This window comes from Caulobacter sp. FV2ye17ST, from assembly GCF_058680955.1.
The window spans coordinates 230379-255444 of the sequence record NZ_CM178727.1; the positions used below are offsets into that span (position 1 = coordinate 230379).

At 66.3% G+C, this 25066-nt stretch carries 27 protein-coding genes and 1 other RNA gene; 18 read left to right on the top strand and 10 right to left on the bottom strand.

Translation table 11 applies throughout. The features are described 5' to 3' along the window. Positions 1-314 precede the first annotated feature (314 nt). Positions 315-971: a hypothetical protein gene (locus ACW17V_RS01045; protein ID WP_492107057.1), complete on the top strand. Its 657-nt coding sequence runs from the start codon at positions 315-317 to the stop codon at positions 969-971. Between the two features lie 3 nt (positions 972-974). Here the strand turns inward: ACW17V_RS01045 and ACW17V_RS01050 are convergent, their stop codons facing one another. Next, positions 975-1649: a glutathione S-transferase family protein gene (locus ACW17V_RS01050; protein WP_492107058.1), complete on the bottom strand. Its 675-nt coding sequence runs from the start codon at positions 1647-1649 to the stop codon at positions 975-977. A 133-nt stretch (positions 1650-1782) separates the two neighbouring features. Here ACW17V_RS01050 and ACW17V_RS01055 point away from each other — a divergent pair, with 133 nt between their 5' ends. The 3 genes from ACW17V_RS01055 to ACW17V_RS01065 all read left to right on the top strand — a co-directional run bounded on the left by ACW17V_RS01055 (position 1783) and on the right by ACW17V_RS01065 (position 4233). Continuing rightward, the gene (locus tag ACW17V_RS01055; protein WP_492107059.1) at positions 1783-2823 is read left to right on the top strand and encodes a ribonucleotide-diphosphate reductase subunit beta; all 1041 of its coding nucleotides are present in this window, start codon (positions 1783-1785) and stop codon (positions 2821-2823) included. 68 nt (positions 2824-2891) lie between these two features. Next, positions 2892-3764, top strand: a complete 873-nt coding sequence (locus tag ACW17V_RS01060) for a 2-dehydropantoate 2-reductase (protein WP_492107060.1) — start codon at positions 2892-2894, stop codon at positions 3762-3764. A gap of 40 nt (positions 3765-3804) precedes the next feature. Then, complete coding sequence (locus ACW17V_RS01065) at positions 3805-4233, top strand: GFA family protein (protein WP_492107061.1); 429 nt, start codon at positions 3805-3807, stop codon at positions 4231-4233. A gap of 3 nt (positions 4234-4236) precedes the next feature. Here ACW17V_RS01065 and ACW17V_RS01070 read toward each other — a convergent pair whose 3' ends face one another. Continuing rightward, entirely contained in the window at positions 4237-4653 is a 417-nt protein-coding gene (locus ACW17V_RS01070) for a DUF6491 family protein (RefSeq protein ID WP_492107062.1), read from the bottom strand. Between the two features lie 174 nt (positions 4654-4827). Beyond that, positions 4828-6090, bottom strand: coding sequence for a dicarboxylate/amino acid:cation symporter (locus ACW17V_RS01075; protein ID WP_492107063.1), 1263 nt, complete (start codon positions 6088-6090; stop codon positions 4828-4830). 211 nt (positions 6091-6301) lie between these two features. Here ACW17V_RS01075 and ACW17V_RS01080 point away from each other — a divergent pair, with 211 nt between their 5' ends. After that, entirely contained in the window at positions 6302-7756 is a 1455-nt protein-coding gene (locus ACW17V_RS01080; protein WP_492107064.1) for an AMP nucleosidase, read from the top strand. A gap of 118 nt (positions 7757-7874) precedes the next feature. Here ACW17V_RS01080 and nudC read toward each other — a convergent pair whose 3' ends face one another. Further along, positions 7875-8816 (bottom strand): NAD(+) diphosphatase, encoded by a 942-nt coding sequence (gene nudC / locus ACW17V_RS01085; protein WP_492107065.1) that lies wholly within the window; start codon positions 8814-8816, stop codon positions 7875-7877. Between the two features lie 87 nt (positions 8817-8903). Here nudC and ffs point away from each other — a divergent pair. The 4 genes from ffs (at position 8904) to recR (ending at position 11959) form a co-directional block, all read left to right on the top strand. Continuing rightward, positions 8904-8994, top strand: an RNA gene (ffs, locus tag ACW17V_RS01090) — signal recognition particle sRNA small type. Between the two features lie 87 nt (positions 8995-9081). Then, positions 9082-10926, top strand: a complete 1845-nt coding sequence (locus ACW17V_RS01095; RefSeq protein ID WP_492107066.1) for a DNA polymerase III subunit gamma/tau — start codon at positions 9082-9084, stop codon at positions 10924-10926. A gap of 54 nt (positions 10927-10980) precedes the next feature. Then, positions 10981-11310, top strand: coding sequence for a YbaB/EbfC family nucleoid-associated protein (locus tag ACW17V_RS01100; protein WP_492107067.1), 330 nt, complete (start codon positions 10981-10983; stop codon positions 11308-11310). 40 nt (positions 11311-11350) lie between these two features. Further along, positions 11351-11959, top strand: coding sequence for a recombination mediator RecR (gene recR, locus ACW17V_RS01105; RefSeq protein ID WP_492107068.1), 609 nt, complete (start codon positions 11351-11353; stop codon positions 11957-11959). A gap of 4 nt (positions 11960-11963) precedes the next feature. Here recR and ACW17V_RS01110 read toward each other — a convergent pair whose 3' ends face one another. Further along, positions 11964-12113, bottom strand: coding sequence for a hypothetical protein (locus ACW17V_RS01110; RefSeq protein ID WP_492107069.1), 150 nt, complete (start codon positions 12111-12113; stop codon positions 11964-11966). A gap of 241 nt (positions 12114-12354) precedes the next feature. Continuing rightward, a complete protein-coding gene (locus ACW17V_RS01115) occupies positions 12355-12837 on the bottom strand; it encodes a DUF427 domain-containing protein (RefSeq protein ID WP_492107070.1) in 483 nt (160 codons plus the stop codon). 185 nt (positions 12838-13022) lie between these two features. Between ACW17V_RS01115 and ACW17V_RS01120 the strand changes: the two genes are divergently transcribed. The 3 genes from ACW17V_RS01120 (at position 13023) to ACW17V_RS01130 (ending at position 15943) form a co-directional block, all read left to right on the top strand. Beyond that, positions 13023-14921: a peptide MFS transporter gene (locus tag ACW17V_RS01120; protein WP_492107071.1), complete on the top strand. Its 1899-nt coding sequence runs from the start codon at positions 13023-13025 to the stop codon at positions 14919-14921. A 117-nt stretch (positions 14922-15038) separates the two neighbouring features. Then, the gene (locus ACW17V_RS01125) at positions 15039-15386 is read left to right on the top strand and encodes a hypothetical protein (protein ID WP_492107072.1); all 348 of its coding nucleotides are present in this window, start codon (positions 15039-15041) and stop codon (positions 15384-15386) included. After that, positions 15383-15943 (top strand): DUF6036 family nucleotidyltransferase, encoded by a 561-nt coding sequence (locus ACW17V_RS01130; protein ID WP_492107073.1) that lies wholly within the window; start codon positions 15383-15385, stop codon positions 15941-15943. The genes ACW17V_RS01125 and ACW17V_RS01130 overlap by 4 nt, the downstream gene beginning before the upstream one ends. A gap of 6 nt (positions 15944-15949) precedes the next feature. Here the strand turns inward: ACW17V_RS01130 and tldD are convergent, their stop codons facing one another. The 4 genes from tldD to ACW17V_RS01150 all read right to left on the bottom strand — a co-directional run bounded on the left by tldD (position 15950) and on the right by ACW17V_RS01150 (position 19156). Continuing rightward, positions 15950-17380: a metalloprotease TldD gene (gene tldD, locus ACW17V_RS01135; RefSeq protein ID WP_492107074.1), complete on the bottom strand. Its 1431-nt coding sequence runs from the start codon at positions 17378-17380 to the stop codon at positions 15950-15952. A gap of 87 nt (positions 17381-17467) precedes the next feature. Then, positions 17468-18256: a GIN domain-containing protein gene (locus ACW17V_RS01140; protein ID WP_492107075.1), complete on the bottom strand. Its 789-nt coding sequence runs from the start codon at positions 18254-18256 to the stop codon at positions 17468-17470. Positions 18257-18266: 10 nt separating this feature from the next. Continuing rightward, positions 18267-18833: a DUF1700 domain-containing protein gene (locus ACW17V_RS01145; RefSeq protein WP_492107076.1), complete on the bottom strand. Its 567-nt coding sequence runs from the start codon at positions 18831-18833 to the stop codon at positions 18267-18269. Further along, complete coding sequence (locus tag ACW17V_RS01150) at positions 18830-19156, bottom strand: PadR family transcriptional regulator (protein ID WP_062143126.1); 327 nt, start codon at positions 19154-19156, stop codon at positions 18830-18832. The genes ACW17V_RS01145 and ACW17V_RS01150 overlap by 4 nt, the downstream gene beginning before the upstream one ends. A 367-nt stretch (positions 19157-19523) precedes the next feature. Between ACW17V_RS01150 and coxB the strand changes: the two genes are divergently transcribed. The 6 genes from coxB to ACW17V_RS01180 all read left to right on the top strand — a co-directional run bounded on the left by coxB (position 19524) and on the right by ACW17V_RS01180 (position 24983). Continuing rightward, a complete protein-coding gene (gene coxB / locus ACW17V_RS01155) occupies positions 19524-20447 on the top strand; it encodes a cytochrome c oxidase subunit II (RefSeq protein WP_492107077.1) in 924 nt (307 codons plus the stop codon). 23 nt (positions 20448-20470) lie between these two features. Next, complete coding sequence (gene ctaD / locus ACW17V_RS01160; protein WP_492107078.1) at positions 20471-22135, top strand: cytochrome c oxidase subunit I; 1665 nt, start codon at positions 20471-20473, stop codon at positions 22133-22135. Between the two features lie 100 nt (positions 22136-22235). After that, on the top strand, positions 22236-23246 hold the full coding sequence (gene cyoE, locus ACW17V_RS01165; RefSeq protein ID WP_492107079.1) for a heme o synthase: 1011 nt from the start codon (positions 22236-22238) through the stop codon (positions 23244-23246). Next, entirely contained in the window at positions 23243-23392 is a 150-nt protein-coding gene (locus ACW17V_RS01170; RefSeq protein ID WP_492107080.1) for a cytochrome c oxidase system small membrane protein, read from the top strand. Before cyoE ends, ACW17V_RS01170 begins: the two co-directional genes overlap by 4 nt. A gap of 94 nt (positions 23393-23486) precedes the next feature. After that, a complete protein-coding gene (locus ACW17V_RS01175; RefSeq protein ID WP_492108712.1) occupies positions 23487-24035 on the top strand; it encodes a cytochrome c oxidase assembly protein in 549 nt (182 codons plus the stop codon). A 72-nt stretch (positions 24036-24107) separates the two neighbouring features. Continuing rightward, positions 24108-24983, top strand: coding sequence for a cytochrome c oxidase subunit 3 (locus ACW17V_RS01180; RefSeq protein ID WP_492107081.1), 876 nt, complete (start codon positions 24108-24110; stop codon positions 24981-24983). The last annotated feature ends 83 nt before the right edge of the window (positions 24984-25066 follow it).

Genomic DNA, 25066 nt, shown 5'->3' on the forward strand with positions numbered 1-25066 from the left:
GGCTGTTCGGGTTGCTCAAGGACGGCGCGCAGCGCCGCCGCGTGGCGGCCGCCCGGAGGGCGGTCCTTGACCAACCCGAACAGCCCTGCACGCTGCAGCCTCCAAGAGATTTAAGGATCGCACCCGACCGGGGCGGTCGGGTCGACCTCTGACAACGTTCTAGCGCTCGCGATCCTAAAAAATGCCAGCATGTATCTGCCCGAAGACGCGCCTCGGTTGCGGTCTGGGTAAATCTACCACTCTATGGTCAGGTTTCTGCATGTGGCTCGAACGGGGTGGCTATGAAGTATCTTGCTGGGGCTATCTCGCTAACCATGCTGCTGACCTCGGCGACACAGGCTCAAGACCTGGTTGAGCGTAGCACCCCCGCGCCCGGCGCCGAGATGGAGGCCGAAGTCGGTCAGGCAATCATGATGCTTGAGCGCTACTACCGTGCCCCAGCTGTCCGTCTCGAGAGCCTCGTCAAAACTGGCTCCATCGTTGGAAACAAGATGATCCTGCCGCCGGGCGTCTACACTCTGGTCGGTGAAAACGACAAGGGTCGCTATTACCAGTCTCGCCTTGGGGTGACGCTGCAAGCATTCGGTATCCGTACTCAGTGGCAGAAGGGAGGAATTCTGCTGCCGTCCGAAGGTGGTCCTCCAAAAGCTTACTGGGAAAACGATTATGGAATGCGTGCCAGCGGTCCAACCGAGGGCGCGACAGTATCAGACGCTGGCACGGAAGACCTCGGCCCCGACGGTTTCCGGGTTCAACTGCTCTACAGCGGTGTGTCTAAGGGTACCATTGCGTTGTCGTACCGCGAGTTCATGCGCGATTTGGCACGTCCGGCCTTTTCTCAGGAATTGACCTACGATCTAGCTGACGGCGATGAGATTGGCTTTCGCGGGGCACGCTTGAAGGTGTTGAAGGCGACTAACGTCTCAATCAAGTACATCGTCATCAAGCCTCTTGCGAAGCCGGCTGGATGACGATCACGCCTGCTGCCCCAACCGCTCCCACCCGTCAAAAAACGGAAACCGCTCCGCCCAGAACGCCGTCAGCCTCGGATCGGCGTCCACGCGCCGGACCACCTCCGCCATCCTCGGCGCGGCCTCGTAGAACCGCACCCGCCGGGGGCCCCAGCGGCTGACGACGGCGACATAGAGGTCCAGCACGGTCATCTGGTCGCCCAGCAGGTACCGCCCCGGCGTCAGCTGGCTCTCCATCATCGCCCAGCAATCGAGGATGCGGTCGGCGGTGGCGGCCTTGACCTTCGCCTGCATCGCCGCGTCGTCGCCCACCAGCCGCGAGGGCTCATCCCGCACCCAGAACAGCGAATAGATCGAGGCCGGGATGAAGGTCATCCAGCGCAGAAACTGGGCGCGGAGCGGTGAATCCAGCGCCGGGGACAGGCCCGCCTCAGGATGGCGGTCGGCCAGCCAGATCAGGATGGCGGCGCTCTCGGTGATCGTCTCGCCGGCCGGGGTGACCAGGGCCGGGATCTGTTTCAGCGGATTGACCACGGCCACCTTGGCCTGCTCGGACTCGCCTTCCCAGGTCGGCGCCTCTATGACCGCATAGGGCTGCCCCAGCAGGGTCAAAGTGGCTTCGACCGGCACGGAACCCGAGCCAAGCGCGCCGTATATGGTGTATGCTGCGTTAACCATCGATTAGCAATCTACCCACAACATGTTGTGTGCTGCGACCAACTGACCACTAGATGAACCTGTTGGCTGCGGTACGAAGAGAGCCTAACTCGTCCGTCCGATTCGTGTCCGCCCGTCCCTGGAGCCGCTGCCGATGTCCGCCAAGCTTATCACCCTTCCTGGCCTCCTGACGCCCTCGGCAGCCTACAAGCCTTTCCGCTATCCGTGGGCTCACGAGTTCTGGAAGAAGCAGCAGCAGGTCCACTGGATGCCCGAAGAGATCCCGCTGGGCGAGGATCTCAAGGACTGGGCCGTCAAGCTCAATGACAAGGAACGGAACCTGCTGACGCAGATCTTCCGCTTCTTCACCCAGGCCGACATCGAGGTCGCCGACAACTACATGGAACGCTACGGCCGGGTGTTCAAACCCACCGAAGTGAAGATGATGCTGTCGTCGTTCGCCAATATGGAGACCATCCATATCGCGGCCTACGCCCTGCTGCTCGAGACCATCGGCATGCCGGAAAGCGAGTTCGGCGCGTTCATGGAATACGAGGCCATGCGCGACAAGCACGACTTCATGCAGAAGTTCGGCGTCGAGACCAATGCCGACATCTGCCGCACCCTGGCGATGTTCGGCGGCTTCACCGAAGGCCTGCAGCTGTTCGCCAGCTTCGCCATGCTGATGAACTTCCCGCGCTTCAACAAGATGAAGGGCATGGGGCAGGTGGTGTCGTGGTCGATCCGCGACGAGAGCCTGCACTGCGAAGGCATCATCAAGCTGTACCACGCCTTCAACGCCGAGACCGGCGCGGTGACCAAGGCCGTGGCCGACGACATCGTCGACTGCTGCAAGACCGTGGTGGGCCTGGAAGACAAGTTCATCGACCTGGCCTTCGAGGCCGGCGAGATCCAGGGCATGACCCCGGAAGACATCAAGCAATATATCCGCTTCATCGCCGACTGGCGCCTGCGCCAGCTGCACCTACCGGAAGTGTATGGCGTCAAGGAAAACCCGCTTCCGTGGCTGCAGTCGCTGCTGAGCGGCGTCGAGCACGCCAACTTCTTCGAGGCCCGCGCCACCGAATATTCCAAGGCCGCGACCAAGGGCCAGTGGCATGGTGGCGAAGGCGTGTGGTCCAGCTTCGAACAGCTGATGGCCAAGCGTTCGGAAGCGTCGCTGCCGGCGGAATGATTTTTCGCAACGTGACGTAGGAAGCGCCGCCCTCTATCAGGGCGGCGTTTTCGTTTTGGAGTCGCGTCATGACCACCATCGCCCTGATCGGACCCGGCGCGGTCGGTGGAACCATCGCCGCCTGGCTGGCCCAGAACCCGGCCCTGTCGGTCACGGTCTGCGCCCGCACGCCGTTCGAGGGGCTGGAGATCGAGACGCCCGGCGGCATGATCACGGCCAATCCCGCCGTGCTGACCGATCCGGCGCAGGCCGGCCCCGTCGACTGGGTGCTGATCGCCACCAAGACCTATGACACCGCTTCGGCGCAGGGCTGGCTGGACGCCCTGGTCGGGCCGGCGACCCGGCTGGCGGTGCTGCGAAACGGGGTCGAGCATGTCGAGCCGTTTCTGGATCGCCTGCCGGCCGACCGCATCGCGCCGGCGGTGGTCGACATCCCCGCCGAGCGCAACGCGCCGGGCCGCATCTTGCAGCGCCGCGACGGCTGGATCCGGGTTCCGGACGACGCGACCGGCCGCGCGTTCGTGGCCCTGTTCGCCCACACCCCGATCGCCGTCTCGACCACGCCCGACTTCAGGACCGAGGCGTGGAAGAAGCTGGCCCTCAACTGCGCCGGGGCGGTCAACGCCCTGCTGCTGAAGCCGGCTGGCCTGGCCCATGACGAGGGCGCGGCCCAGGTCATGCGGACCCTGGTGGCCGAATGCGTGGCCGTGGGCCGGGCCGAGGGCGCCGACCTGTCGGATGATTTGCCCGACGCCGTGATCGCCGGCTATCGCGCGGGGGCGCCCGACGGGATCAATTCGCTGCACGCCGACCGCCTGGCGGGACGGCCGATGGAGCTGGACGCCCGCAACGGCGTGATCGTGCGGCGCGGCGCGGCCCATGGCATCCCCACCCCGGCCAACGCCATGGTGGTGGCGCTGATCAAGGCGGCGGCCGGCTGACGGCTTGCTGGCCGGTTTTGCCGCTTGTAGCGTGGCGGGCATGGACGAAAATCCCACCCGCTACACCGGCGGCTGCCTCTGCGGCGCGGTGCGCTATGAGGCCAGCGGCGAGCCGCTGTATGCCGGCCACTGCTACTGCGCCGACTGCCGCAAGGCGTCGGGCTCGGGCTTCATTCCGTTCATGGGGTTCGCCGCCAGCGCCCTGACCATCACCGGAGAGACCCTGAAGTTCTCCAGTCCGGCGGCCAATGGCGGCTTGGCCCTGCGCAACTCCTGCCCCGTCTGTGGCGGTCTGGTGTTTGGCGGTGAGGTGGGGGTGGACGACTCGCACACCCTCTATGCGGGCTCGCTGGACGACCCGTCCCTGTTCCAGCCGCAGATCGCCATCTTCGCGCGCGGCAAGCCCGACTGGGTGACGATCCCGGCCGGGCTCACGATCTTCGAGGGCATGCCCCCGGCCGACGGCTGAGCCTTACGGCCGGTCCTTCTTGGGGATCGCCGCGATTTCCTCCGGCGTCAGCTTGGTGATGGTCTTGGCGCGGATCGGCATGGCGAAGCCGAAACCGTCGGAGACCCGCAGGTCCAGGTCGAGGGGGTGGCAGATCCGGTCGCTGCCGCGCACCACGCTGACGATGTGCGTTCCGGCCGAGCCCAGCTGGTTGGAGCCGCCGGTCAGGTCCAGGCGATAGACGTCCTTGTTGCGGACCTTCATGTAGAGCACGTCGCGACGCGGCGAGCTCCAGCCGTGCCAGTCCGACAGCGAGAAGCAGGGCGGGCGCGGCTTGGCTTGGGCCGGAGCGCTGGTCTGGGCGTGGGCCGTCGAGGCGAGCAGGCCGGCGGTGGCCAGGGCCATCAGGCCGATGCGAGTGACAGGCATGATCTTGGGCATTTTTGTCATCCTAATCAGTCCCCTGTCCTGAAGATTGGGCGTCGGCGCGCCCCTGTCAACGGCTTTGTGCAGTAATTACTGAATGTGAAGGCGCGCCGGAACGAAAACGGCCCGCCTCGGGGTGCGAGGCGGGCCGTCTGACGTGTCGATGGCTAGGGTCTGAAGCCGGAAGGATCAGGCCTTCGCCGCTTCCGGTTCCTCGTCGGGGACGATGTCGTCCAGCTCGCCCTCCCACTTGGCGACCACGGCGGCGGCGACGCTGTTGCCGACCACGTTGGTGGCGCTGCGGCCCATGTCCAGCAGGTGGTCGACGCCCAGGACCAGGGCGATCCAGGCTTCGGGCAGGCCGAAATAGGTGAGGGTGGCCATGATCACCACCAGCGAGGCGCGCGGCACCCCGGCGATGCCCTTGGAGGTCACCATCAGCAGCAGCAGCATGAAGATCTGCTGCGACACCGACAGCTCGACCCCGTGCGCCTGCATGATGAACATGGTGGCGAAGGTGCAGTACAGCATCGAGCCGTCGAGATTGAACGAATAGCCCAGCGGCAGCACGAACGAGACGATGCGGCGGCGCACGCCCACCTTGGGCAGGCTGTCGAGGATGCGCGGATAGGCGGCTTCCGAGCTGGCGGTCGAGAAGGCCAGCAGGGTCGGGTCGCGGATCACGCCGAACAGCGGGATCACCCGCTTGCCCAGCACCAGGGCGCCGGCGATGAACAGCAGCAGCCACAGCACGCCCATGGTGGCGTAGAAGCCCAGCACGAACTTGCCATAGGTGGCCAGCATGCCCAGGCCCTGGGTGGCGATGGTCGAGGCCAGGGCCGCGAAGATGGCCAGCGGGGCCAGCTTCATCACGAAGCTGGTGACCTTCAGCATGATCTGGGCGGCCTGTTCGACCAGTTCCAGGATCTGCGGGGCCTTGTTGTCCAGGGCCGCGACGGCGGTGCCGACGAACAGCGAGAAGACGACGATCTGCAGGATCTCGTTCTTGGCCATGGCGTCGAAGATCGAGGTCGGCACCAGGTGGGTGATGAAGCCCTTGAGGGTGAAGGCGTCGGTGCTGGCGGCGGTCTTGGTCCCGGCCACGTCCATGTGGGCCATGTTCAGGCCCGCGCCCGGATCCAGGAGGTGAACCATCAGCAGGCCCAGCAGCAGCGAGACGGCCGAGGCGCCGATGAACCAGGTCATGGTCTTGGCGCCGATCCGGCCGACGGCGGCGGCGTCCTCCATGTGGGCGACGCCGGCCACCAGGGTCGTGAAGACCAGCGGGGCGATGATCATCTTGATCAGGCGCAGGAAGATGTCGGTGATGATCGACAGGTTGCCCGCCGCGGCCTTGGCGGCGACCGGGTCGAGGAACTGGTTGCAGGCCCAGCCCACCGTGACCCCGAGGATCATGGACGCGATGATCAGATAGGCGAAACGCTTGTTCATGAAGCTCCCCTCGGGCGCCGCGCCGCGCGGCGCCAGCAGTCTTTTTCAGCTCTGACTGTTTCGACGAAGCACGAGCATGAACCCGCCATGGCCTGCCTCAGTCTTGAGCATGTCCGTCCTTGTGGCCGACGCAGGCAAGTTCGTCCATGCCCTTCAAGGCCCGGCGGCGGGCCCATCTCGCCATTGTCGCGAAACGCCGCTATAAGGCGCCATGTCAAACCAAGAAAAAGCAATCGCTGTCGTTGAACAGCTGAATCAGGAATATGAGCGCGCCGTGGGCGCCCTCCGGACCGCCCTCAAGGCCTATCTCGAAACCGGCGCGCGGCCTGATCCGCAGCAGCGCTTCGACGGGACCTTCGCCTATCCCGAGCTGCGCATCACCTATGATCCCGAGGCCCTGCCGCCCAAGCTGGCGCGGTCCTACGCCCGGGTCAGCCGGCCCGGCGTCTATGCGACCACGGTCACCAAGCCCAACCAGTTCAAGGACTATCTGGTCGAACAGCTGACCCTGCTGCTCAAGGATTTCGACGTCGAGATCGAGGTCGATCGCTCGCGCCAGGAGATCCCCTATCCCTACGTGCTGGACGCCAGCATCGACCTGAACCAGGCCGATGTGCGGTCGGAAGACATCGCCCGCTTCTTCCCCACGACCGACCTGGCCTTCATCGGCGACGAGATCGCCGACGGCGTCTGGGACGCGGCCCTGGAAGAGACCCGGCCGCTGGCCCTGTTCGACGGCCTGCGCACCGACTTCTCGCTGGCCCGCCTGAAGCACTACACGGGCGCCCCGGCCGAGCACGTGCAGCAGTTCATCCTGTTCACCAACTATCACCGCTATGTCGACGAGTTCGTCCGCTGGGGCATCGAGCAGCTGGCCCAGCCCGGCACGCGCTATGAGGGCCTGTCGTGCTCGGGCGGGCTGATGATCACCGCCAATACCGCCAATCCCGAGCTGGCGGTGGCCGAGTCGACCTGGCGCAAGCACCAGATGCCGGCCTACCACCTGATGGGTCCGGGCGGCACGGGCATCACCCTGGTCAATATCGGCGTCGGCCCGTCCAACGCCAAGACCATCTGCGACCACCTGGCCGTGCTGCGTCCGCAAGCGTGGCTGATGATCGGCCACTGCGGCGGCCTGCGCGACACCCAGACCATCGGCGACTATGTGCTGGCCCACGCCTATCTGCGCGACGACCATGTGCTGGACGCCGTCCTGCCGCCGGAAATCCCGGTGCCGTCGATCGCCGAGGTGCAGCGCGCCCTCTACGACGCCTCGAAAGCCATCAGCGGCGACAGCGGCGACCAGCTGAAGAAGCGCCTGCGCACCGGCACGGTGGTCACCACCGACGACCGCAACTGGGAGCTTCGCCACAGCCTGTCGGCCCTGCGCTTCAACCAGAGCCGCGCGGTCGCCATCGACATGGAATCGGCCACCATCGCCGCCCAGGGCTATCGCTTCCGCGTGCCCTACGGGACGCTGCTGTGCGTGTCCGACAAGCCGCTGCACGGCGAGATCAAGCTGCCGGGCCAGGCCAACGCCTTCTACGAGCGGGCGATCAGCCAGCACCTGCAGATCGGCATTCTGACCTGCAAGCTTCTGCTGGACGAGGGCGCCAACCTGCATTCGCGCAAGCTGCGGGCGTTTGACGAGCCGCCGTTCCGGTAGGGCGCAGCCCCCTCAGTCGGCTTCGCCGACAGCTCCCCCATAAAGGGGAAGCAAATCCGGATTTGTCCTCCCCCTTTATGGGGGAGGTGGCCCGAAGGGCCGGAGGGGGCTTCTCGGCCTAAGCCTCCTCCACCCACGCCTTGATCAGCTGATGCGCGATGGCCAGGGCCGGCGGCGCGAAGACGCCTTCCATTTCGCCACGGATCAGCGCCCCGGCTTCTTCCTTGGTGAACCAGCGCACCTCTTCCAGCTCGGTCTGGTCGGGGCGCGCCTCATTGCTGTCGACCTGGGCGATCAGGCCCATCATCAGCGATGACGGCCAGGGCCAGGGCTGGCTGGAGTGGTAGCGCACGCTGGTGGCGGTCAGGCCGGCCTCTTCCATCAGCTCGCGGGCGCAGGCTTCCTCGATGGTCTCGCCGGGCTCCAGGAAGCCGGCCAAGGCCGAGAACATGCCGGCCGGCCACAGGGCCTGCCGGCCCAGCAGGCACTTGTCCTCATGCACCGCCAGCATGATCGCCACCGGGTCGGTGCGCGGGAAATGCTCGGCCTTGCAGGCGGGGCAGATGCGCTTCCAGCCGCCGTCGCCGACGTCCGAGGGCTGGCCGCAGGCGCTGCACCAGCGATGGCGGCGGCGCCATTCGAACATCGAACGGGCGGTGGCCAGGATGCCGGCGTCGGCCGGTGGCATCGCGGCGGCGATTCCGCGCAGCTCCTCGAACCGGCCCAGGCCCTTCAGCGGCCCTTCGGCCGGATCGGCATTGCCGTCCAGATCGACGGCGAACACCGCGATGTCCTTCCACAGACCCAGGAACAGCAGCTTTTCGTCGCCGCCGGCCAGCTCCTGGGCCATGTCGGCGCGCAGATAGGCGATCTGGGCGCCGGTCGGCTGGCCGTCCTCGCCCAGCACGTCCTCGACCAGGGGCTTGCCGTTCCAGACCGCCACGGCCAGCGAGCCGGGATCGGCCAGCTTTTCAGCCAGCCAGGATGCGTCGCCCCGTCGCTCGCTGGAGCGATCCAGAGGGTTTCCGGCGAAGGTGTTGGTGATGATCGAGAGGGCCATGCGATTCCTGTAACCCAGCCAAGAAGAGTCGTCACGACGTCGCGCGGACTTGCATATGGGGCGATGACTCGCGATATAGGCCTCGGAGATCGGTGACGGGCGGAGCCCTCGCCAATCTGGTCAGGGCCGAGAGGCAGCAGCCACAACGAGCCAAGCTTCGGGTCGTCCGCCGGTCTCCACCTTTCTCCCTTAAATCTGTCAGCAGATGGTCGCCGGATGCGAGCGAGCCTTTTGCTGGGCGCTCCGGCGCTCTACAGTTGTCGCCATGGCCGACCACGACGACCTCACATCCGATTCCGCGCCGCCGTGGGAAGACGAGCCCGCCGAGCGGGACGAGAACACGGCCGACATCTTCGGCGCGCCGCCGGCGGCCGAGCCTGTCGCCGCGCCAGCGCCCGTCCCGGCGCGTCCGGTGGTCGAGGCCTCGTCCGACGCGGTGCATGACGAGTCCGGCGCCGCCTACACCGTGCTGGCGCGGAAATACCGCCCGCGCACCTTCGAGGACCTGATCGGCCAGGAGGCCATGGTCCGCACCCTGGCGAATGCGTTCTCCAGCGGCCGCATCGCCCACGCCTTCATGCTGACCGGCGTCCGCGGGGTGGGCAAGACCACGACCGCCCGCCTGCTGGCCCGGGCCCTGAACTACGAGACCGACACCGTCCACCAGCCCTCGGTCGACCTCACCGTCGACGGTCGCCACTGCAAGGCGATCATCGAAGGCCGGCACATGGACGTGCTGGAGCTCGACGCCGCCTCGCGCACCAAGGTCGACGAGATGCGCGAGCTGCTGGACGGGGTGCGCTACGCCCCGGTCGAGGCGCGCTACAAGGTCTACATCATCGACGAAGTGCACATGCTGTCGACGGCGGCGTTCAACGCCCTGCTGAAGACGCTGGAAGAGCCGCCGCCGCACGCCAAGTTCATCTTCGCCACCACCGAGATCCGCAAGGTGCCGGTGACCATCCTGTCGCGCACCCAGCGCTTTGACCTGCGCCGGGTCGAGCCGGACGTACTGGTCAAGCATTTCGACCGCATCGCCGCCCGGGAAGGCGCGCGGGTCGACGAGGATGGCCTGGCCCTGATCGCTCGCGCCGCCGAGGGCTCGGTGCGCGACGGCCTGTCCCTGCTGGACCAGGCCATCGTCCAGACCGAGCGCGGGGCCACCGTCTCGGCCGCCGTGATCCGCGACATGCTGGGCCTGGCCGATCGCGGCCAGACCATCGCCCTGTTCGAGGCCGTGATGAGCGGCAAGCCGGCCGACGCCCTGGAAGGCTTCCGCGCCCTGTGGGGTTTCGGGGCCGATCCGGCGGTGGTGATGCTGGACCTGCTGGACCATTGCCACGGCTCGGCCGTGGCCAAGGCCCTGGGCCCCGACGCCCTGACCCTGCCCAAGGAACAGGCCGCGCGCCTGGCCGCCATCGGGGCCCACACCTCGGCCGGCACCCTGTCGCGCCTGTGGCAGATGCTGCTGAAGGCCCATGAGGAAGTGCGCCGCGCGCCCGACGCCATGGCCGCCGCCGAGATGGCCCTGATCCGCCTGTGCTATGCGGCCGACCTGCCCGGTCCCGAAGAAGCTCTGAAGGCGATGCGCGACGGAACCCCCGCCGGCGGCGCGCCGGGCGGCGGCGCGCTGGGTGGCGGCGGCGGATCCGGCGGCGGCGTCAGCGCCCAGATCGTGTCCATGGCTTCGCCGGCGGCCCAGGCCATGCCGGTCCTGGCTTCGTTCGACGACGTGCTGGCCCTGATCGCCGCCAAGCGCGACATCGGCCTGCGGCTGGATGTCGAGCAGTTCGTACGCCCGATCAGCTTCCGGCCCGGCGCCATCACCTATGAGCCCGCGCCCGGCGCGCCCGGCAATCTGGCCGGACGCCTCGTTCGCGCGTTGAAGGAATGGACCGGCCAGCCCTGGCTGGTCGCCGCCGAGGGCGGCGGCGGGGCCGAGACCCTGATGGAGCGCCAGAAGCGCGAGGACCGCGAGGCGATGGCCCAGATCAAGGCCGACCCCTTCGTGGCCTCCCTGCTCAGCGCCTTCCCGGGCGCGGAGCTGGAGGTCCGCAAGATCCCTGGCCCTGAACTGGCGCCGATCGAGCCGGACGAGGTCGAGGACTGATTTCTCCCTTCCTCCTCGATGGGGGAGGGAACGCGCTAGACTTGGAGACTTAAGATGAAAGACCTCGGCGGCCTGATGAAGCAGGCCCAGGCGATGCAGCAGAAACTGGCCGACGCCCAGGCGCGGCTGGCCGAGACCCTGGTCGAGGGCGCCTCGGGCGGCGGCATGGTCACGGTCACGCTGAAGGGCACGGGCGAGCTGGCCAAGGTCAGGATCGATGAAAGCCTGGTCGCGCCGGGCGAGGGCGAGGTGATCGAGGACCTGATCGTGGCCGCGCACGCCGACGCCAAGAGAAAGCTCGACGCCACCCAGGCCCAGCTGATGCAGGACGCCGCCGGCCCGATGGCGGGCATGATGGGCGGCCTGCCCGGCATGAAGTTCTAGGACCACCCCTTCCGTTGGAAGGGGATTTTCAAGGAAAAGAATGGCCGCTTCCGCCGGACCCGAGATCGAGCGCCTGATCGCCCTGCTGTCAAAGCTGCCGGGGCTGGGGCCGCGTTCGGGCCGGCGGGCGGCCCTGGCGCTTCTCAAGAAGCGCGACACCCTGCTGGCGCCGCTGACGGCGGCCATGCTCGACGCCCAGGCCAAGGTGCGGACCTGCTCGGTATGCGGCTCACTGGACACCACCGAGCCCTGCGCGGTCTGCGCCGACGACACCCGCGACGGGCGGCTGATCTGCGTGGTCGAGGAGGTCGGCTCGCTGTGGGCCATGGAGCGCGGGGGGCAGTTCAAGGGCCGCTATCACGTGCTGGGCGGCCTGCTGTCGGCGCTGGACGGGATCGGACCCGAGGCCCTGCGGATCAGCGAGCTTCTGGCGCGGGTGGCGGGGGGCGAGGTGGCCGAGGTGATCCTGGCCCTGCCGGCCACGGTCGACGGCCAGACCACGGCCCACTATCTGGCCGATCGCCTGGCCAACTCGAATTCGGGCGTCTCGGTGACGATGCTGGCGCGGGGGGTCCCGGTCGGCGGCGACCTCGACTGGCTGGACGACGGCACGATCGCCCAGGCCCTGAGAGCCCGGCGACCCGCCTAGTATTCTAGAAGATCACCCGGATCGCGAAGGCCAGGCCGACCCAGAACGCCAGGCTGAAGCCAACCATGGCGAGGCGCCCCCAGGCGAGGCGGGGGCCGGTGATCCGTGAAGCGGCGCCGACGGACGGCGCGCGGTCGTAGCTGACGTAGGCCATGGTCTCCTCCACGCCTCTCTGATGGAGGCTCAACGCGTTCGCGTCAGGGCCATGCAGCGCCCTGGACACTTAACCAACCTTTACGGTGGTTCGCTGAGAGAGGTAACGCGTCAAAGCACCTCAGGCTAGAGGCCAAATTGGAATATTTTTCCGACAATCTTTCAATTTCGGCGAGGCAAAGGTTACTTTCACCGCAATTGCCTCGTTTGTGTGCAATTATTCCCAATTGTGGCGGTCGCGTTCAGGTCGTGGCGCCCGGCGTGTCGACGGTCGGCGCCCAGCGCTCGGCCTGGCTGGCGCCCGAACCGCTGTCGGTGTGGCGGACGACCTCGTCGACATCCAGCGCCTCGGTCTCGGCGGCGGTGTGGGCGCCGGTCTCGAACTCGACATGTTGCGGATAGAAGGCCAGCCGGCCGCCGATCTCGCCGACGGCGGGATAGGGGTCCTCGTAGGACCACACGGCGTTGTCGATCAGCTTGCCGTCGCGATAGATCGAGAAATAGGCCGCCGCGCCCTTGTAGGGACAGTGGGTGACCTTGTCGGTGCGGCGCAGGAACATCATCCGCACATCGTCGCGCAGGAAGTAGCGCACCGGCGGATAGCCGGCCTCGCGCAGCACGACCACGTCGCCGCTGTCGGCGATCTCGTGGCCCTCGAACAGCACCCGAACGCGCGCCTCTTCTCGCTCGATCGTGATCGGATGGCTTTCGTCAGGCGTCTTCATCGGTTTTCTCCCGCACGTGGAAAGGGCGCGCTTGCGGAACGCGCGGGAAGCCGACTCGGGTCCCTGCTGGCAAGCCATTGCTTGTTAAACGCATTGTCGCGTGATCTTCTCCCCGCGAACTGGGGAGGCGAGGGCGAAACGACCGTAACGGCCGCCCCGACCCCTCATCACGTCAAGGTTAGTGAATGAACATCGTTATCGCCCTGGGCATCCTGGTCACCCTTGTGACCGGCATTCCCGTGCTCATCCAGCTTCTCCGACAGCATCCCAAGGGGCTGCTCATCCTGTTCTTCGCCGAGATGTGGGAGCGTTTCTCCTACTACGGCATGCGGGCCATCCTGATCTTCTATCTCACCCAGCATTTCCTCTTTGAACCCAAGGTCGCCTCGGCTCACTACGGCTCCTACACTTCGCTGGTCTATTTGCTGCCGCTGATCGGCGGCTTCCTGGCCGACAAGTATCTGGGCACCCGCAAGGCGGTCGCGTTCGGCGCGATCCTGCTGGTCGCCGGCCACCTGACCATGGCCATCGAAGGCAAGCCCGCTGTCCAGACCCTGACCTATCAGGGCGCGACCTACGAGTTCCAGGCCGAGGGCCGGGGACAGGAACTGGTCGCCAAGCTGGTCGTCGACGGCAAGCCCTATGACGTCGCCGCCACCAAGGCCGGCGATTTCGAGGTCAAGGGCCTGCCCGCCGACGCGCCGCTGCCGGCCGTCCTGCCCAAGGCCGACTACAAGCTGGACGTGAAGGATCGCGATCCGACCTATCTGAACATCTTCTGGCTGGCCCTGTCGCTGATCATCGTCGGCGTCGGCTTCCTCAAGCCCAACATCTCGACCATCGTCGGCCAGTTGTATCCGCAGGGCGATCCGCGCCGCGATCCGGGCTTCACCCTCTACTACTACGGCATCAATCTGGGCTCGTTCTGGGCCTCGATCATGTGCGGCCTGCTGGGCGTCACGGTCGGGTGGTGGGCGGGCTTCGGTCTGGCCGGCGTCGGCATGCTGGCCGGCTTCGTCGTCTTCGTGCTGGGCAAGCCCTGGCTGCTGGGCAAGGGCGAGCCGCCGGAACCCAAGGCCCTGAAGGCCAAGGTGCTGGGCCCGATCGACCGCGAGATGGTGATCTACATCCTGTCGCTGGTCGGCGTGGTCGGCGTCTTCTTCCTGGTGCAGCGCAACCCCGTGGTGGGCGCGGCCCTGATCGCCGGCATCGTGGCCTCGCTGGGCTACATCCTGTGGTTCATGTTCGCCAAGTGCGGCAAGGAAGAGCGCGAACGCTTGGCCCTGGCCGTATTCCTGATCTTCGGCGCGGTGGTGTTCTGGACCCTGTTCGAACAGGCCGGCTCGTCGCTCAGCCTGTTCGCGGCCACCAATGTCCAGCTCGACCTGGTCAAGGCCCCGATCCAGTGGTTCGGCGGCGCGGTCACCCTGGCCACCTCCGAGCAACTGGTCGCGGCCGGCATCGACAAGGCCTCGACCTTCTGGATCAACACCAGCTTCAACGCGCCGCAGACCCAGGCCCTGAACGCCGGCTGGATCCTGATCTTCGCCCCGGTCTTCGCCTTCCTGTGGACCTGGCTGGGCAAGCGCGGCCGCGACCTGAACCCCGTGGTCAAGTTCGGCCTGGCCCTGCTTCAGGTCGGGGCCGGCTTCCTGGTGCTGCAGATCGGCGCCACCTTCGCCGACGGCGCCTTCCGCATGCCGCTGGTCTTCCTGGTGGTGATGTACATGCTGCACACCACCGGCGAGCTGTGCATGTCGCCGGTCGGCCTGTCGCAGATGACCAAGCTGTCGCCGCCGTCGGTCGTGTCGTTCATGATGGCCGTCTGGTTCATGGCCGTGGCCATCGCCCAGTATGTGGGCGGCATGATCGCCGGCCTGACCACCACCGAAACGGTGGGCGGCCAGGTGCTGGATCCCGCCGCGGCCCTGGCCACCTCGCTGAAGGTCTTCAACGTCATCGGCTTGGCCTCGATCGGCATCGGGATCCTGTTCCTGGTGCTGTCGCCCTGGCTGAAGAAATGGTCGCACGGCTCGGACGACACCGACGTCACGCCGGTCGACACGGCCACCACGATCCACTGATCGCGGAACGCTGAAACAAAGAAGGCCCCGGAGCGATCCGGGGCCTTTTTTGTTGGGCCGCCCGGCGAGCGGGGCTTGAATCCCCTTCTTGGCAACTTCGTGTAGACTGTGAATGAAATGACAGCCGGCGACCGCTTCATCCAGTCCGCTCCGTTGAAGGAGCGTTTTCGCGATGCTCATGAGCGTCGCGCCTATCAGCGTACGCTGGAAGTGGCCCGGCGGATCGTCGATGACCCGTCTCTGCTGGAAAAAGGGCGCGCGTTCCTGGATCTCTTCGTGAAGGACGATCCGCGCCAGCGGCGCGGATACGCCTTGTGGATCGAGACTCTGCGCCTCGAGCCGGAACAGGTTGTTCGCCGCCTGATCGCGGATGATGAGCAAGGCGCGTTCCTCCGGGAAACCGCGCCGGTCTTCACTACGATTTCGCCGGACACGGCACGCCACCTTGCGAGCCGCTCCGCATGATGACGCTTGCCAAGGTGGAGCACATCCTGCGCGCCGCCGGCAATGCTACGGGTCAGAAGGCTTTCGTCCTGATCGGGTCTTCCGCGATCTTCGTCTGGTCGGCGATCGTGCCGGATAGCCTGGCCATGTCACGCGAGGCCGACCTCTTCGCCAACACGCCCGACGCCGAAGACGCTGACCGCATCGCTGACGAACTGGACGCTCTCCTGGGCCAGGCGTCACCGTTCGATGATGCCTACGGGTATTATTGCGACGGGGTGGGGCCCGAGACAGCCATTCTGCCTGCTGACTGGCGAGACCGCGCCAGGCTCTATACCAGCGCCAACACGGGCGGCGTCACCGCGCTCGTTCCGGAGCCCCATGATCTGGCGCTCTCGAAACTCAGCGCCGGCCGGGAGAAGGATATGGACTGGCTGGTGGCGGCCATGGAGGCGTCCATCATCGATATCGGCCCAATGCGGGCAAGGCTGCCAGCCATGCCTGTCGAACGCGTCCAGGGCGGCCTGGAAATCCTGAACCAGCGGCTGACAATCATCGAAAGCCGCGCGTCGGCCTGATCAGCCCTAGACGGCGGTCCCGCCCACCGTAAGACCGGTGATCTTCAGCGACGGCTGGCCCACGCCAACGGGCACGCCCTGGCCGGACTTGCCGCAGACGCCGATGCCGGGGTCGAAGTCGAAGTCGTGGCCGATCATGGTCACCTTGGTCAGGGCGCTGGGGCCGTCGCCGATCAGGGTGGCGCCCTTGACCGGCGCGGTGATCTTGCCGTCCTCGACCAGATAGGCCTCGGTGCACTGGAAAACGAACTTGCCGTTGGTGATGTCCACCTGGCCGCCGCCGAAATTGGCGCAGTAGAGGCCGCGCTTCATCGAGGCGATCATCTCGGCCGGGTCGTCCTTGCCGGCCAGCATGCCGGTGTTGGTCATGCGGGGCAGGGGCATGTGGGCATAGGACTGGCGCCGGCCATTGCCCGTGGCCTGCATGCCCATCAGGCGCGCGCTCATGCGGTCGTGCATGTAGCCGACCAGAATGCCGTCCTCGATCAGGATGGTGCGCTCGGTGGGCGTGCCCTCGTCGTCGATGGTCAGCGAGCCGCGGCGGCCCGGCAGCGAACCGTCGTCGAACACCGTGACGCCCTTGGCCGCCACCCGCTCGCCGATGCGGCCGGAGAAGGCGCTGATGCCCTTGCGGTTGAAATCGCCCTCCAGCCCGTGGCCGACCGCCTCGTGCAGCAGCACGCCGTTCCAGCCCGAGCCCAGCACCACGTCCATTTCGCCGGCGGGGCAGGGGATGGCGTCCAGATTGACCAGCGCCTGGCGCAGGGCTTCGTCGACCTGGCCCTGCCACTTGTCGGGGCTGATCCACGCCGAGAAGCCGGCGCGGCCGCCGGCCCCGGCCGAACCGCTCTCGCGGCGACCGTCCTTCTCGACCGTGACCTGCACGTTGACGCGCACCAGCGGGCGGACGTCGCGCACCAGCTTGCCGTCGGCGCGCAGGATCTCGATCACCCGGCGCTCGCCGGCCATCGAGGCCATCACCTGGACGACGCGCGGATCGCGGGCCCGGGCGAAGGCGTCGATTTCCTGCAGCAGGGAAACCTTGTCGGAAAACACCGGCGACGAGATCGGATCGTCTTCGCCATACAGCCGCTCGTTGGTCGAACGGGGCCCTTCGGCGCTGACGCCGGCATAGCCGCGCTTGGCGAGGCTGGCCGAAGCGGCGGCCCGGCCGATGGCGGCCTCGGAAACCTCGGCGGCGTGGGCGTAACCGGCGGTCTCGCCGGCCACGACGCGAAGGCCAAAGCCCTCGCCCGAATCATAGGAGGCGCTCTTCAGTCGGCCATCGTCGAAGACGAAGGCCTCGCTCTCGGAGCGTTCGATGAAGAGTTCGCCGTCATCGGCGCCGGCCAGGGCCTCGCCCAGGATCTTGCGGGCGCGGTCGGGATCGACGCCGGCGGCGTCCAGAAGGGAGGGAGCGGAGATCGGAGCGTTCATACGCCTACAGGTAAGCGTTCGAAGCCGTTCCGTCACCCCGCCCCGTTGTCGCCCCGCCCATTGTCAGGGGAGGGGCGACATGCGGTCTCAGTATTGCTGGCGCACCGAGCCTGAGCCCGTGATGCTGCTGACGACGCTGGCGGCCTCGGTCTGGAGGCTGACGTCGCCGCTGCCGGAGATCTCGATCCGGACCTTCTCGCGGGGCGAGATGTCGACCCCGCCGCTGCCCATGACGGCCACAAAGGCGTCTCGGGTGGTCAGGTCGTCCAGATAGGCCGAGCCCGAACCCCTGGTCGTGATCTCGATGGCGTCGGCGCGGCCCTTGGCCGAGACGTCGCCGCTGCCGTCGAGGGTCACCGACAGCGAGGGCTGGTTGAAGCCCGCGATCTCCAGGTCGCCCGAACCGGACAGCTCGAAGCGACGCACGCCGGGGGCGGTGACGACGATCTTCAGCCGGTCGGAGCCGCTTTGGACGCGGATGCCGTGGCGGTCGATGGTCAGGCTCTCACCCTCGATATTGTCGGCCACGTGGATGAAGCCGCCCTCGATGGTCAGGCGGTCGACCATCGACTTGGGACCGGAGACCTCGATCTTGCCGACCGGACCCTGGATGAATTCCACGTCGGACGGCACGTCCAGCTTCAGGAAGTCGCCGCCGCTCCAGGCAAATTCGCGATTGACGGTCGGCGAGGGCCTGGAGCCCTTGAGGCTGACGTGGCGGCCGTTCTGCGAGAACGAGACGTTGTCGTCCTCATCGAAGGGAATGGTCCAGCCGTCCTTCATGATGACCGGACCGGCCAGGGCGGCGACGCCGGCGAAGCAGCCGAGCATCAGCACGAAGCTGGCCCCGCCGATAATGAGCGCATTACGGATCATGACGGGCCCCTCAGCCTTGATTTTCGATGGCCGGCTTGAGCAGCCGGAAGTGCAGGCGGCCGTACCAGACGACCACATTGAACAGGCCCACCGTGGCGATGGTGAGCAGGGCTCCCAGGAAGGTGGCGCCGGCCATCAGGCCCACGCCGGCCAGGAAGGCCGTCATCGGTCCGCCGGGAGGTGCGGCCAAAGGTCCCATGGCGAAGACGAAGCCGCCGGAGACGAACAGCACCACCACGGCCACCAGGAAGCCGAACAGGGTCGCCAGCAAGCCCATCAGCAGGGGCAGCAGGAACATGATGTCGATGGCGCCCAGGCCGATCAGGGCGATGATCGCCGCTCCTGCGTTGGAGGGGGTCTTGGTCTCCTCCCAGCGCCTGAGACCGGCGTCGGCGCGCAGTTCGCGGGCCAGGCGGTCGGGATCGCCCAGAGCGGCGGCGGCTTCGGCCTCGCTGCGGCCTTCGGCCATGGCGTCGGCGAAGTGAGCCTCGTGATCGGCGACGATGTCGGCGATCGTGGTGGCGGGCAGGCCGGCCAGTCCCCGGCGCAACCGGGTCATGAACTCATTACGGGTCATGCGGCGGCTCCCAGGATGTCTTCGACAGCGGTGGTGAAGGCGGCCCATTCGGCCTTCTGCTGCGTGAAGCTGGCGCGGCCAGCCGACGTCAGGCGGTAGTATTTGCGCGGCGGGCCGCTCTGGGATTCGACCAGATAGGTCTCCACCAGGCCGTCCGACTGCATGCGGCGCATCAGCGGATAGATTGTCCCCTCCCCCATATCGATGTCCTTCGCGAGCTTGCTGGCGATCTCGTAGGCGTAGCTGTCAGCGCGTGACAGCAGGGCCAGCACACACAGCGCCAGCACGCCCTTCTTCAGTTGTATTTCAATGGCTTCCGGCACGTTGTCCTCGCCGCGGTTGATGCACTCTTCTACGGCAAGGTACTGATCGGTGCAAGGTACCTGTCAATGAACGTTACGTAATGATCCGGAGGTGTTGGGTGGGGCTTGTTGAAACTGGTTCGCAGTTTGACGGCCGAACCGTTGCGATGGTGGGTTTCGCGGGGGTTTCAGGCGCTTGGCAACCGCTGGCGATGCGCGTATGCAGCCAGCGGAATGGTCAGTTGGGCGGGGCGCGACCGCGACTCTTTAACCGGGTCGATTGCGCGATACCGCGAGCCTGATTGTAATGTGCATGTCGGCGCGACATGGCGTTGATCAAAGTCAAACGATCGACGTCAAATCGCCGCTGAAACGGGCCGTGAGGGATATGAAGGCGCAATTTCAGGGGTTTCGGCGGGTTTTGACGGGCGCTAGCGCCCTCGCCGCCACGGTGATGTTCGCGGGGCAGGCTCTCGCGCAGGATCTGCTGGGGCAGCCGACGCCGGGGGCGATCGACCTTCAGCCGGCCGCTTCGTCGCTCAAGCACGACGCGATCTGGTTCCACAACGTGATCCTGATGCCGATCATCACGGTCATCACCTTGTTCGTGCTGGCTCTGCTGATCTGGATCGTGATCCGGTACAACAAGAAGTCCAACCCGATCCCGGCCAAGTTCAGCCACAACACCACCATCGAGATCATCTGGACGGTCGTCCCGGTGATCATCCTGATGGTGATCGCGATCTTCTCGTTCCGGCTGCTGTTCGCCTATAACGACATGCCCAAGCCGTACATGACGGTGAAGGCCACGGGCTACCAGTGGTACTGGGGCTACGAGTATCCCGACCAGAAGATCAGCGAGATCGTCTCGGTCGGCCTGTCGGAAGCCGACGCCAAGGCCAAGAACGTCCCGTATCGCCTGGCCGCCGACAACGCCCTGGTGGTGCCGGTCAATCAGGTGGTCCGCGTGCAGGTCACCGGCGCCGACGTGATCCACGCCTTCGCCCTGCCGGCCTTTGGCCTGAAGACCGACGCCATCCCCGGCCGCCTGAACGAAACCTGGTTCAAGGCCGAGAAGACCGGCGTCTTCTACGGCCAGTGCTCGGAGCTGTGCGGCGTGGACCACGCCTTCATGCCCATCGAGATCAAGGTTGTGTCGCAGGCTGAGTTCGACGCCTGGGTCCAGTCCAAGACCGCCCCGCCGGCGGCCGCCCCCGTCGCTGACGCCGCCGCTCCGGCTGCCGCTGTCGCGACCCCGGCCGCCGCTCCCGTCACCGCCCCGGCCGCGGCTCCCGCCGCGCCGGCGGTCTAAGATACGATTGCAGGATTAGTCCGATGGCTCACGCCGCAGACATTGATCATCACGACGACGCCCACGGCGCCGACGACAAGCCGCCCTTCTTCCAGCGCTGGTTCTTCTCGACGAACCACAAGGACATCGGCACCCTCTACATCCTGTTCGCCATCATGGCGGGCCTGGTGGGCGGCGCCCTGTCGGGCCTGATCCGCTGGGAACTGATGGAGCCGGGCATCCAGGTGTTCTCCGACACCGGCGTCCTGGCCCAGATGGGCCTGTTTAAGGGCAAGCACGGCTATAACGCCGTCGTCACCGCCCACGCCCTGATCATGATCTTCTTCATGGTCATGCCGGCGATGATCGGCGGGTTCGGCAACTGGTTCGTTCCGATCATGATCGGCGCGCCGGACATGGCCTTCCCGCGGATGAACAACGTCTCGTTCTGGCTGCTGATCGCCGCCTGGGTGCTGCTCTGCACCTCGATGTTCGTCGACGGCGGCCCCGGTCAGGGCTTCGGCGGCGGCTGGACGATCTATCCGCCGCTCTCGACCATCGGTCACAAGGGTCCGGCCATGGACCTGGCGATCCTGTCGCTCCACCTGGCCGGCGCTTCGTCGATCCTGGGCGCGATCAACTTCATCACCACGATCTTCAACATGCGCGCGCCGGGCATGACCCTGCACCGCATGCCGCTGTTCGCCTGGTCGGTGCTGATCACCGCCTTCCTGCTGCTGCTGTCGCTGCCCGTCCTGGCCGGCGCCATCACCATGCTGCTGACCGACCGCAACTTCGGCACCCACTTCTTCGACCCGGCCGCCGGCGGCGACCCCGTCATGTTCCAGCACCTGTTCTGGTTCTTCGGTCACCCGGAAGTGTACATCCTGATCCTGCCAGGCTTCGGCATCATCAGCCACATCGTCTCGACCTTCTCCAAGAAGCCGGTCTTCGGTTATCTGGCGATGGCCTACGCCATGGTCGCCATCGGCTTCGTCGGCTTCGTCGTGTGGGCTCACCACATGTACACCGTCGGCATGAGCATCAATCTGCGCGCCTATTTCGTGGCCGCCACGATGATCATCGCCGTTCCGACCGGCGTGAAGATCTTCTCCTGGATCGCCACGATGTGGGGCGGTTCGATCAGCTTCAAGACGCCCATGCTGTGGGCGATCGGCTTCATCTTCCTGTTCACGGTCGGCGGCGTCACCGGCGTCGTCCTGTCCAACGCCGGCATCGACTACAGCCTGCACGACACCTATTACGTCGTCGCCCACTTCCACTACGTGCTGTCGCTGGGCGCGGTGTTCGCCATCTTCGCCGGCTTCTTCTACTGGTTCGAGAAGATGTGGGGCGTGAAGTACAACGAGTTCCTGGGCTGCCTGCAGTTCTGGATCATGTTCGTCGGCGTCAACCTGATCTTCTTCCCGCAGCACTTCCTGGGTCTGCAGGGCATGCCGCGTCGCTATGTCGACTATCCGGAAGCCTTCGCGAAGTGGAACTACGTCTCCACGGTCGGCTACATGATCACCGTCGTCGGCGTGATCGTGTTCCTGATCCTGCTGATCGAGGCCGCCATCCGTCGTCGTCCGGCCGAGGCCAATCCGTGGGGCGAAGGCGCCACCACCCTGGAATGGACCCTGTCGTCGCCGCCGCCGTTCCACCAGTTCAGCGAACCCCCGGTGATCCGCGAAGACGGCCACCACTAGGGCCTGACGCCTGAATTGAAGCCTGCGGGGGCGCGGTCTGGACCACTTAAGGGTCCGGGCCGCGCCCTTCGCCCATCCAGACCGCTATAATCAGAATTCGATGTCCAAAATCGCCGCCATGACCCCGGAAACCGCCCCGCCGCAGACGACGCCCGACGTCGCCCGCTGGCAGGACTTCTTCCAGCTGCTCAAGCCCCGCGTCATGTCGCTGGTGGTGTTCACCGGCCTTACGGGCCTGCTGGCCGCCCGCACGCCCATGCACCCGGTGCTGGCCGCCGTGGCGGTGCTGTGCATCGCCGTGGGGGCAGGGGCTTCCGCCTCTCTGAACATGTGGTTCGACGCCGATATCGACCGCCTGATGCGCCGCACGCGCGGCCGTCCCGTGCCGTCGGGCAAGGTGCGCGGCGATGACGCCGCCGCCCTGGGCGTGGTGTTGAGCCTGTTTTCCGTGATGCTGCTGGGCATGGCCGTCAACTGGCTGGCCGCCGGCCTGCTGGCCTTCACCATCGTCTTCTACGCCGTCGTCTACACCATGTGGCTCAAGCGCTGGACGACCCAGAACATCGTCATCGGCGGTCTGGCCGGCGCCCTGCCGCCCGCCATCGGCTGGGCCGCGGCCACGGGCTCGGCCCCGCTGAACGCCTGGCTGATGGTGGCCATCATCTTCTTCTGGACCCCGCCGCACTTCTGGGCCCTGTCGCTGTACATCACCACCGACTACGCCAAGGCCGGCGTGCCGATGCTGCCGGTGGTCAAGGGCGCGAAAGCCACCCGCCTGCAGATCCTGATCTACAGCCTGATCCTGATCCCGGTCTGCCTGTCGCCGGTGCTGACCGGCCTGGGCGGCCCGCTCTATCTGGCGGTGGCCGGTCTGGGCGGCGCGGTGTTCCTGCTGCTGGCCTTCCGGGTGTTTCTCAGCAAGGCCGGAGACGCCGCCGATCCGCGCGCCGCCGACCGCGACCTCTATGAGGTCACGGACGATGTGAAGGCCGCCGGGGCCAAGGCGGCCCGCAACCTGTTCGCCTTCTCGATCCTCTATCTGTTCGCCATGTTCGCGGCCCTGCTGGGCGAAGCGGTCTTTGGCGTCAAAACGTTGGAGCTTTTGCGATGAACAAGCCTGTCGAGCACGACGCCGCCGCGCGCGCGCGCAAGGGGCGCAACATCGCCCTGGGTCTGGGCCTGGTGGCGTTCGTCATTCTGGTTTTCGTGGTCACCGTTGTGAGGCTCGGCGCCAATGTCGCACACCGTCCCTTCTGATCCTGTCCCGGCCAAGGCGCTGAAGTCCGTCAAGGACCTGGCGGCCCGCCGCAATGCGCGCGTGGGCCTGCTGTGCGCGGCCGCCTTCTTCGGCATGGTCGGTGCCGCCTACGCCTCGGTGCCGCTCTACAAGCTGTTTTGCCAGATGACCGGCTTCGACGGCACGGTGCGCAAGGCCGAGCTGGCCCCGACCAAGATCCTGGACCGCAAGGTCACCATCCGATTCGATTCCAACATCCGCGAGCTGCCCTGGACCTTTTCGACCGAGCAGGTCAGCCAGCAGGTCCGGATCGGCGACACGGGTCTGGCCTTTTTCAAGGTCACCAACAACAGCGACAAGGCCATGACCGGCCGGGCCATCTACAATGTGGTCCCCGAACAGGCCGGACCCTATTTCCAGAAGCTGGAGTGCTTCTGCTTCAGCAATCAGACGATTGCGGCCGGCCAGACGGTCGAGTTTCCGGTGGTTTACTTCGTCGATCCCCAATATGCGGATGACCCGGAGACCAAGGGCAAGGGCGAGATCACCCTGTCCTACACCTTCTTCCCGGCGGTTCTCGACGATCCGAAGCAAAAACAGACGGCTTCGACGACGCCGCGCATCGTGCAACCCCTTGGCGGCGCGCCGTCTAGGGGGCTATAGCGTTTCATCAAGACGCGCGAGGGCGGGGGGACCGGCCATCGCGACCAGAGGGATATAAGGGTTAGCACCACCATGGCCCACGGCGCCGTCAAACACGACTATCACATCCTGCCGCCCAGCCCCTGGCCCCTCGTGGGCTCGGTCGCCGCCACCATCATGGCCATCGGCCTGATCGGTTGGCTCAAGGGCGGCGTGCTCGGCATCGAAAAGGGCAACTGGGCGATCTTCGCCGCGGGCTTCGCCGGCATCCTCTACACCTTCTTCGGCTGGTGGAGCGATGTGGCCAAGGAAGCCAACGCCGGCGACCACACCCCGGTCGTCTCGATCGGCCTGCGCTACGGCATGATCCTGTTCATCGCTTCGGAAGTGATGTTCTTCGTGGCTTGGTTCTGGATGTTCTTCGAGATGGCGCTGTTCCATGAACACCGCACGCTCTCGGCCATCGAAGAGGTCCGCACCGCCTGGGCCACCTGGCCGCCCACCGGCGTCGAGACCGTCTCGCCCTGGCATCTGCCGCTGGTCAACACCCTGACCCTGCTGCTGTCGGGCACCACCGTCACCTGGGCTCACCACGCACTGCAGGTCGGCGACCGCAAGGGCGCCAAGTGGGGCCTGATCCTGACCATCGTGCTGGGCGCCCTGTTCACGGCCATCCAGTTCTATGAATACGCCCACATCAACCACGAGCAGCTGTTCTATTCGGAAGCGGCGGTGAACTCGGGCCTGTATGGTTCGACCTTCTTCCTGGCCACCGGCTTCCACGGCTTCCACGTGTTCGTCGGCACCCTGTTCCTGCTGGTCTGCCTGATCCGCCTGATGAACGGCGCCTTCACGCCCAAGCAGCACTTCGGCTTCGAAGCGGCCGCCTGGTACTGGCACTTCGTGGACGTGGTCTGGCTGTTCCTGTTCGCCTTCATCTACGTGATCTTCGGCGCTTCGGCCCACTAGGCCTCCAAGTTGAAGCGTGAGGGCTAAACCCCTCACACTTTCAGCCGCTACGCTCTAAGATCCAAACTTCCGAGGGGGCCCGG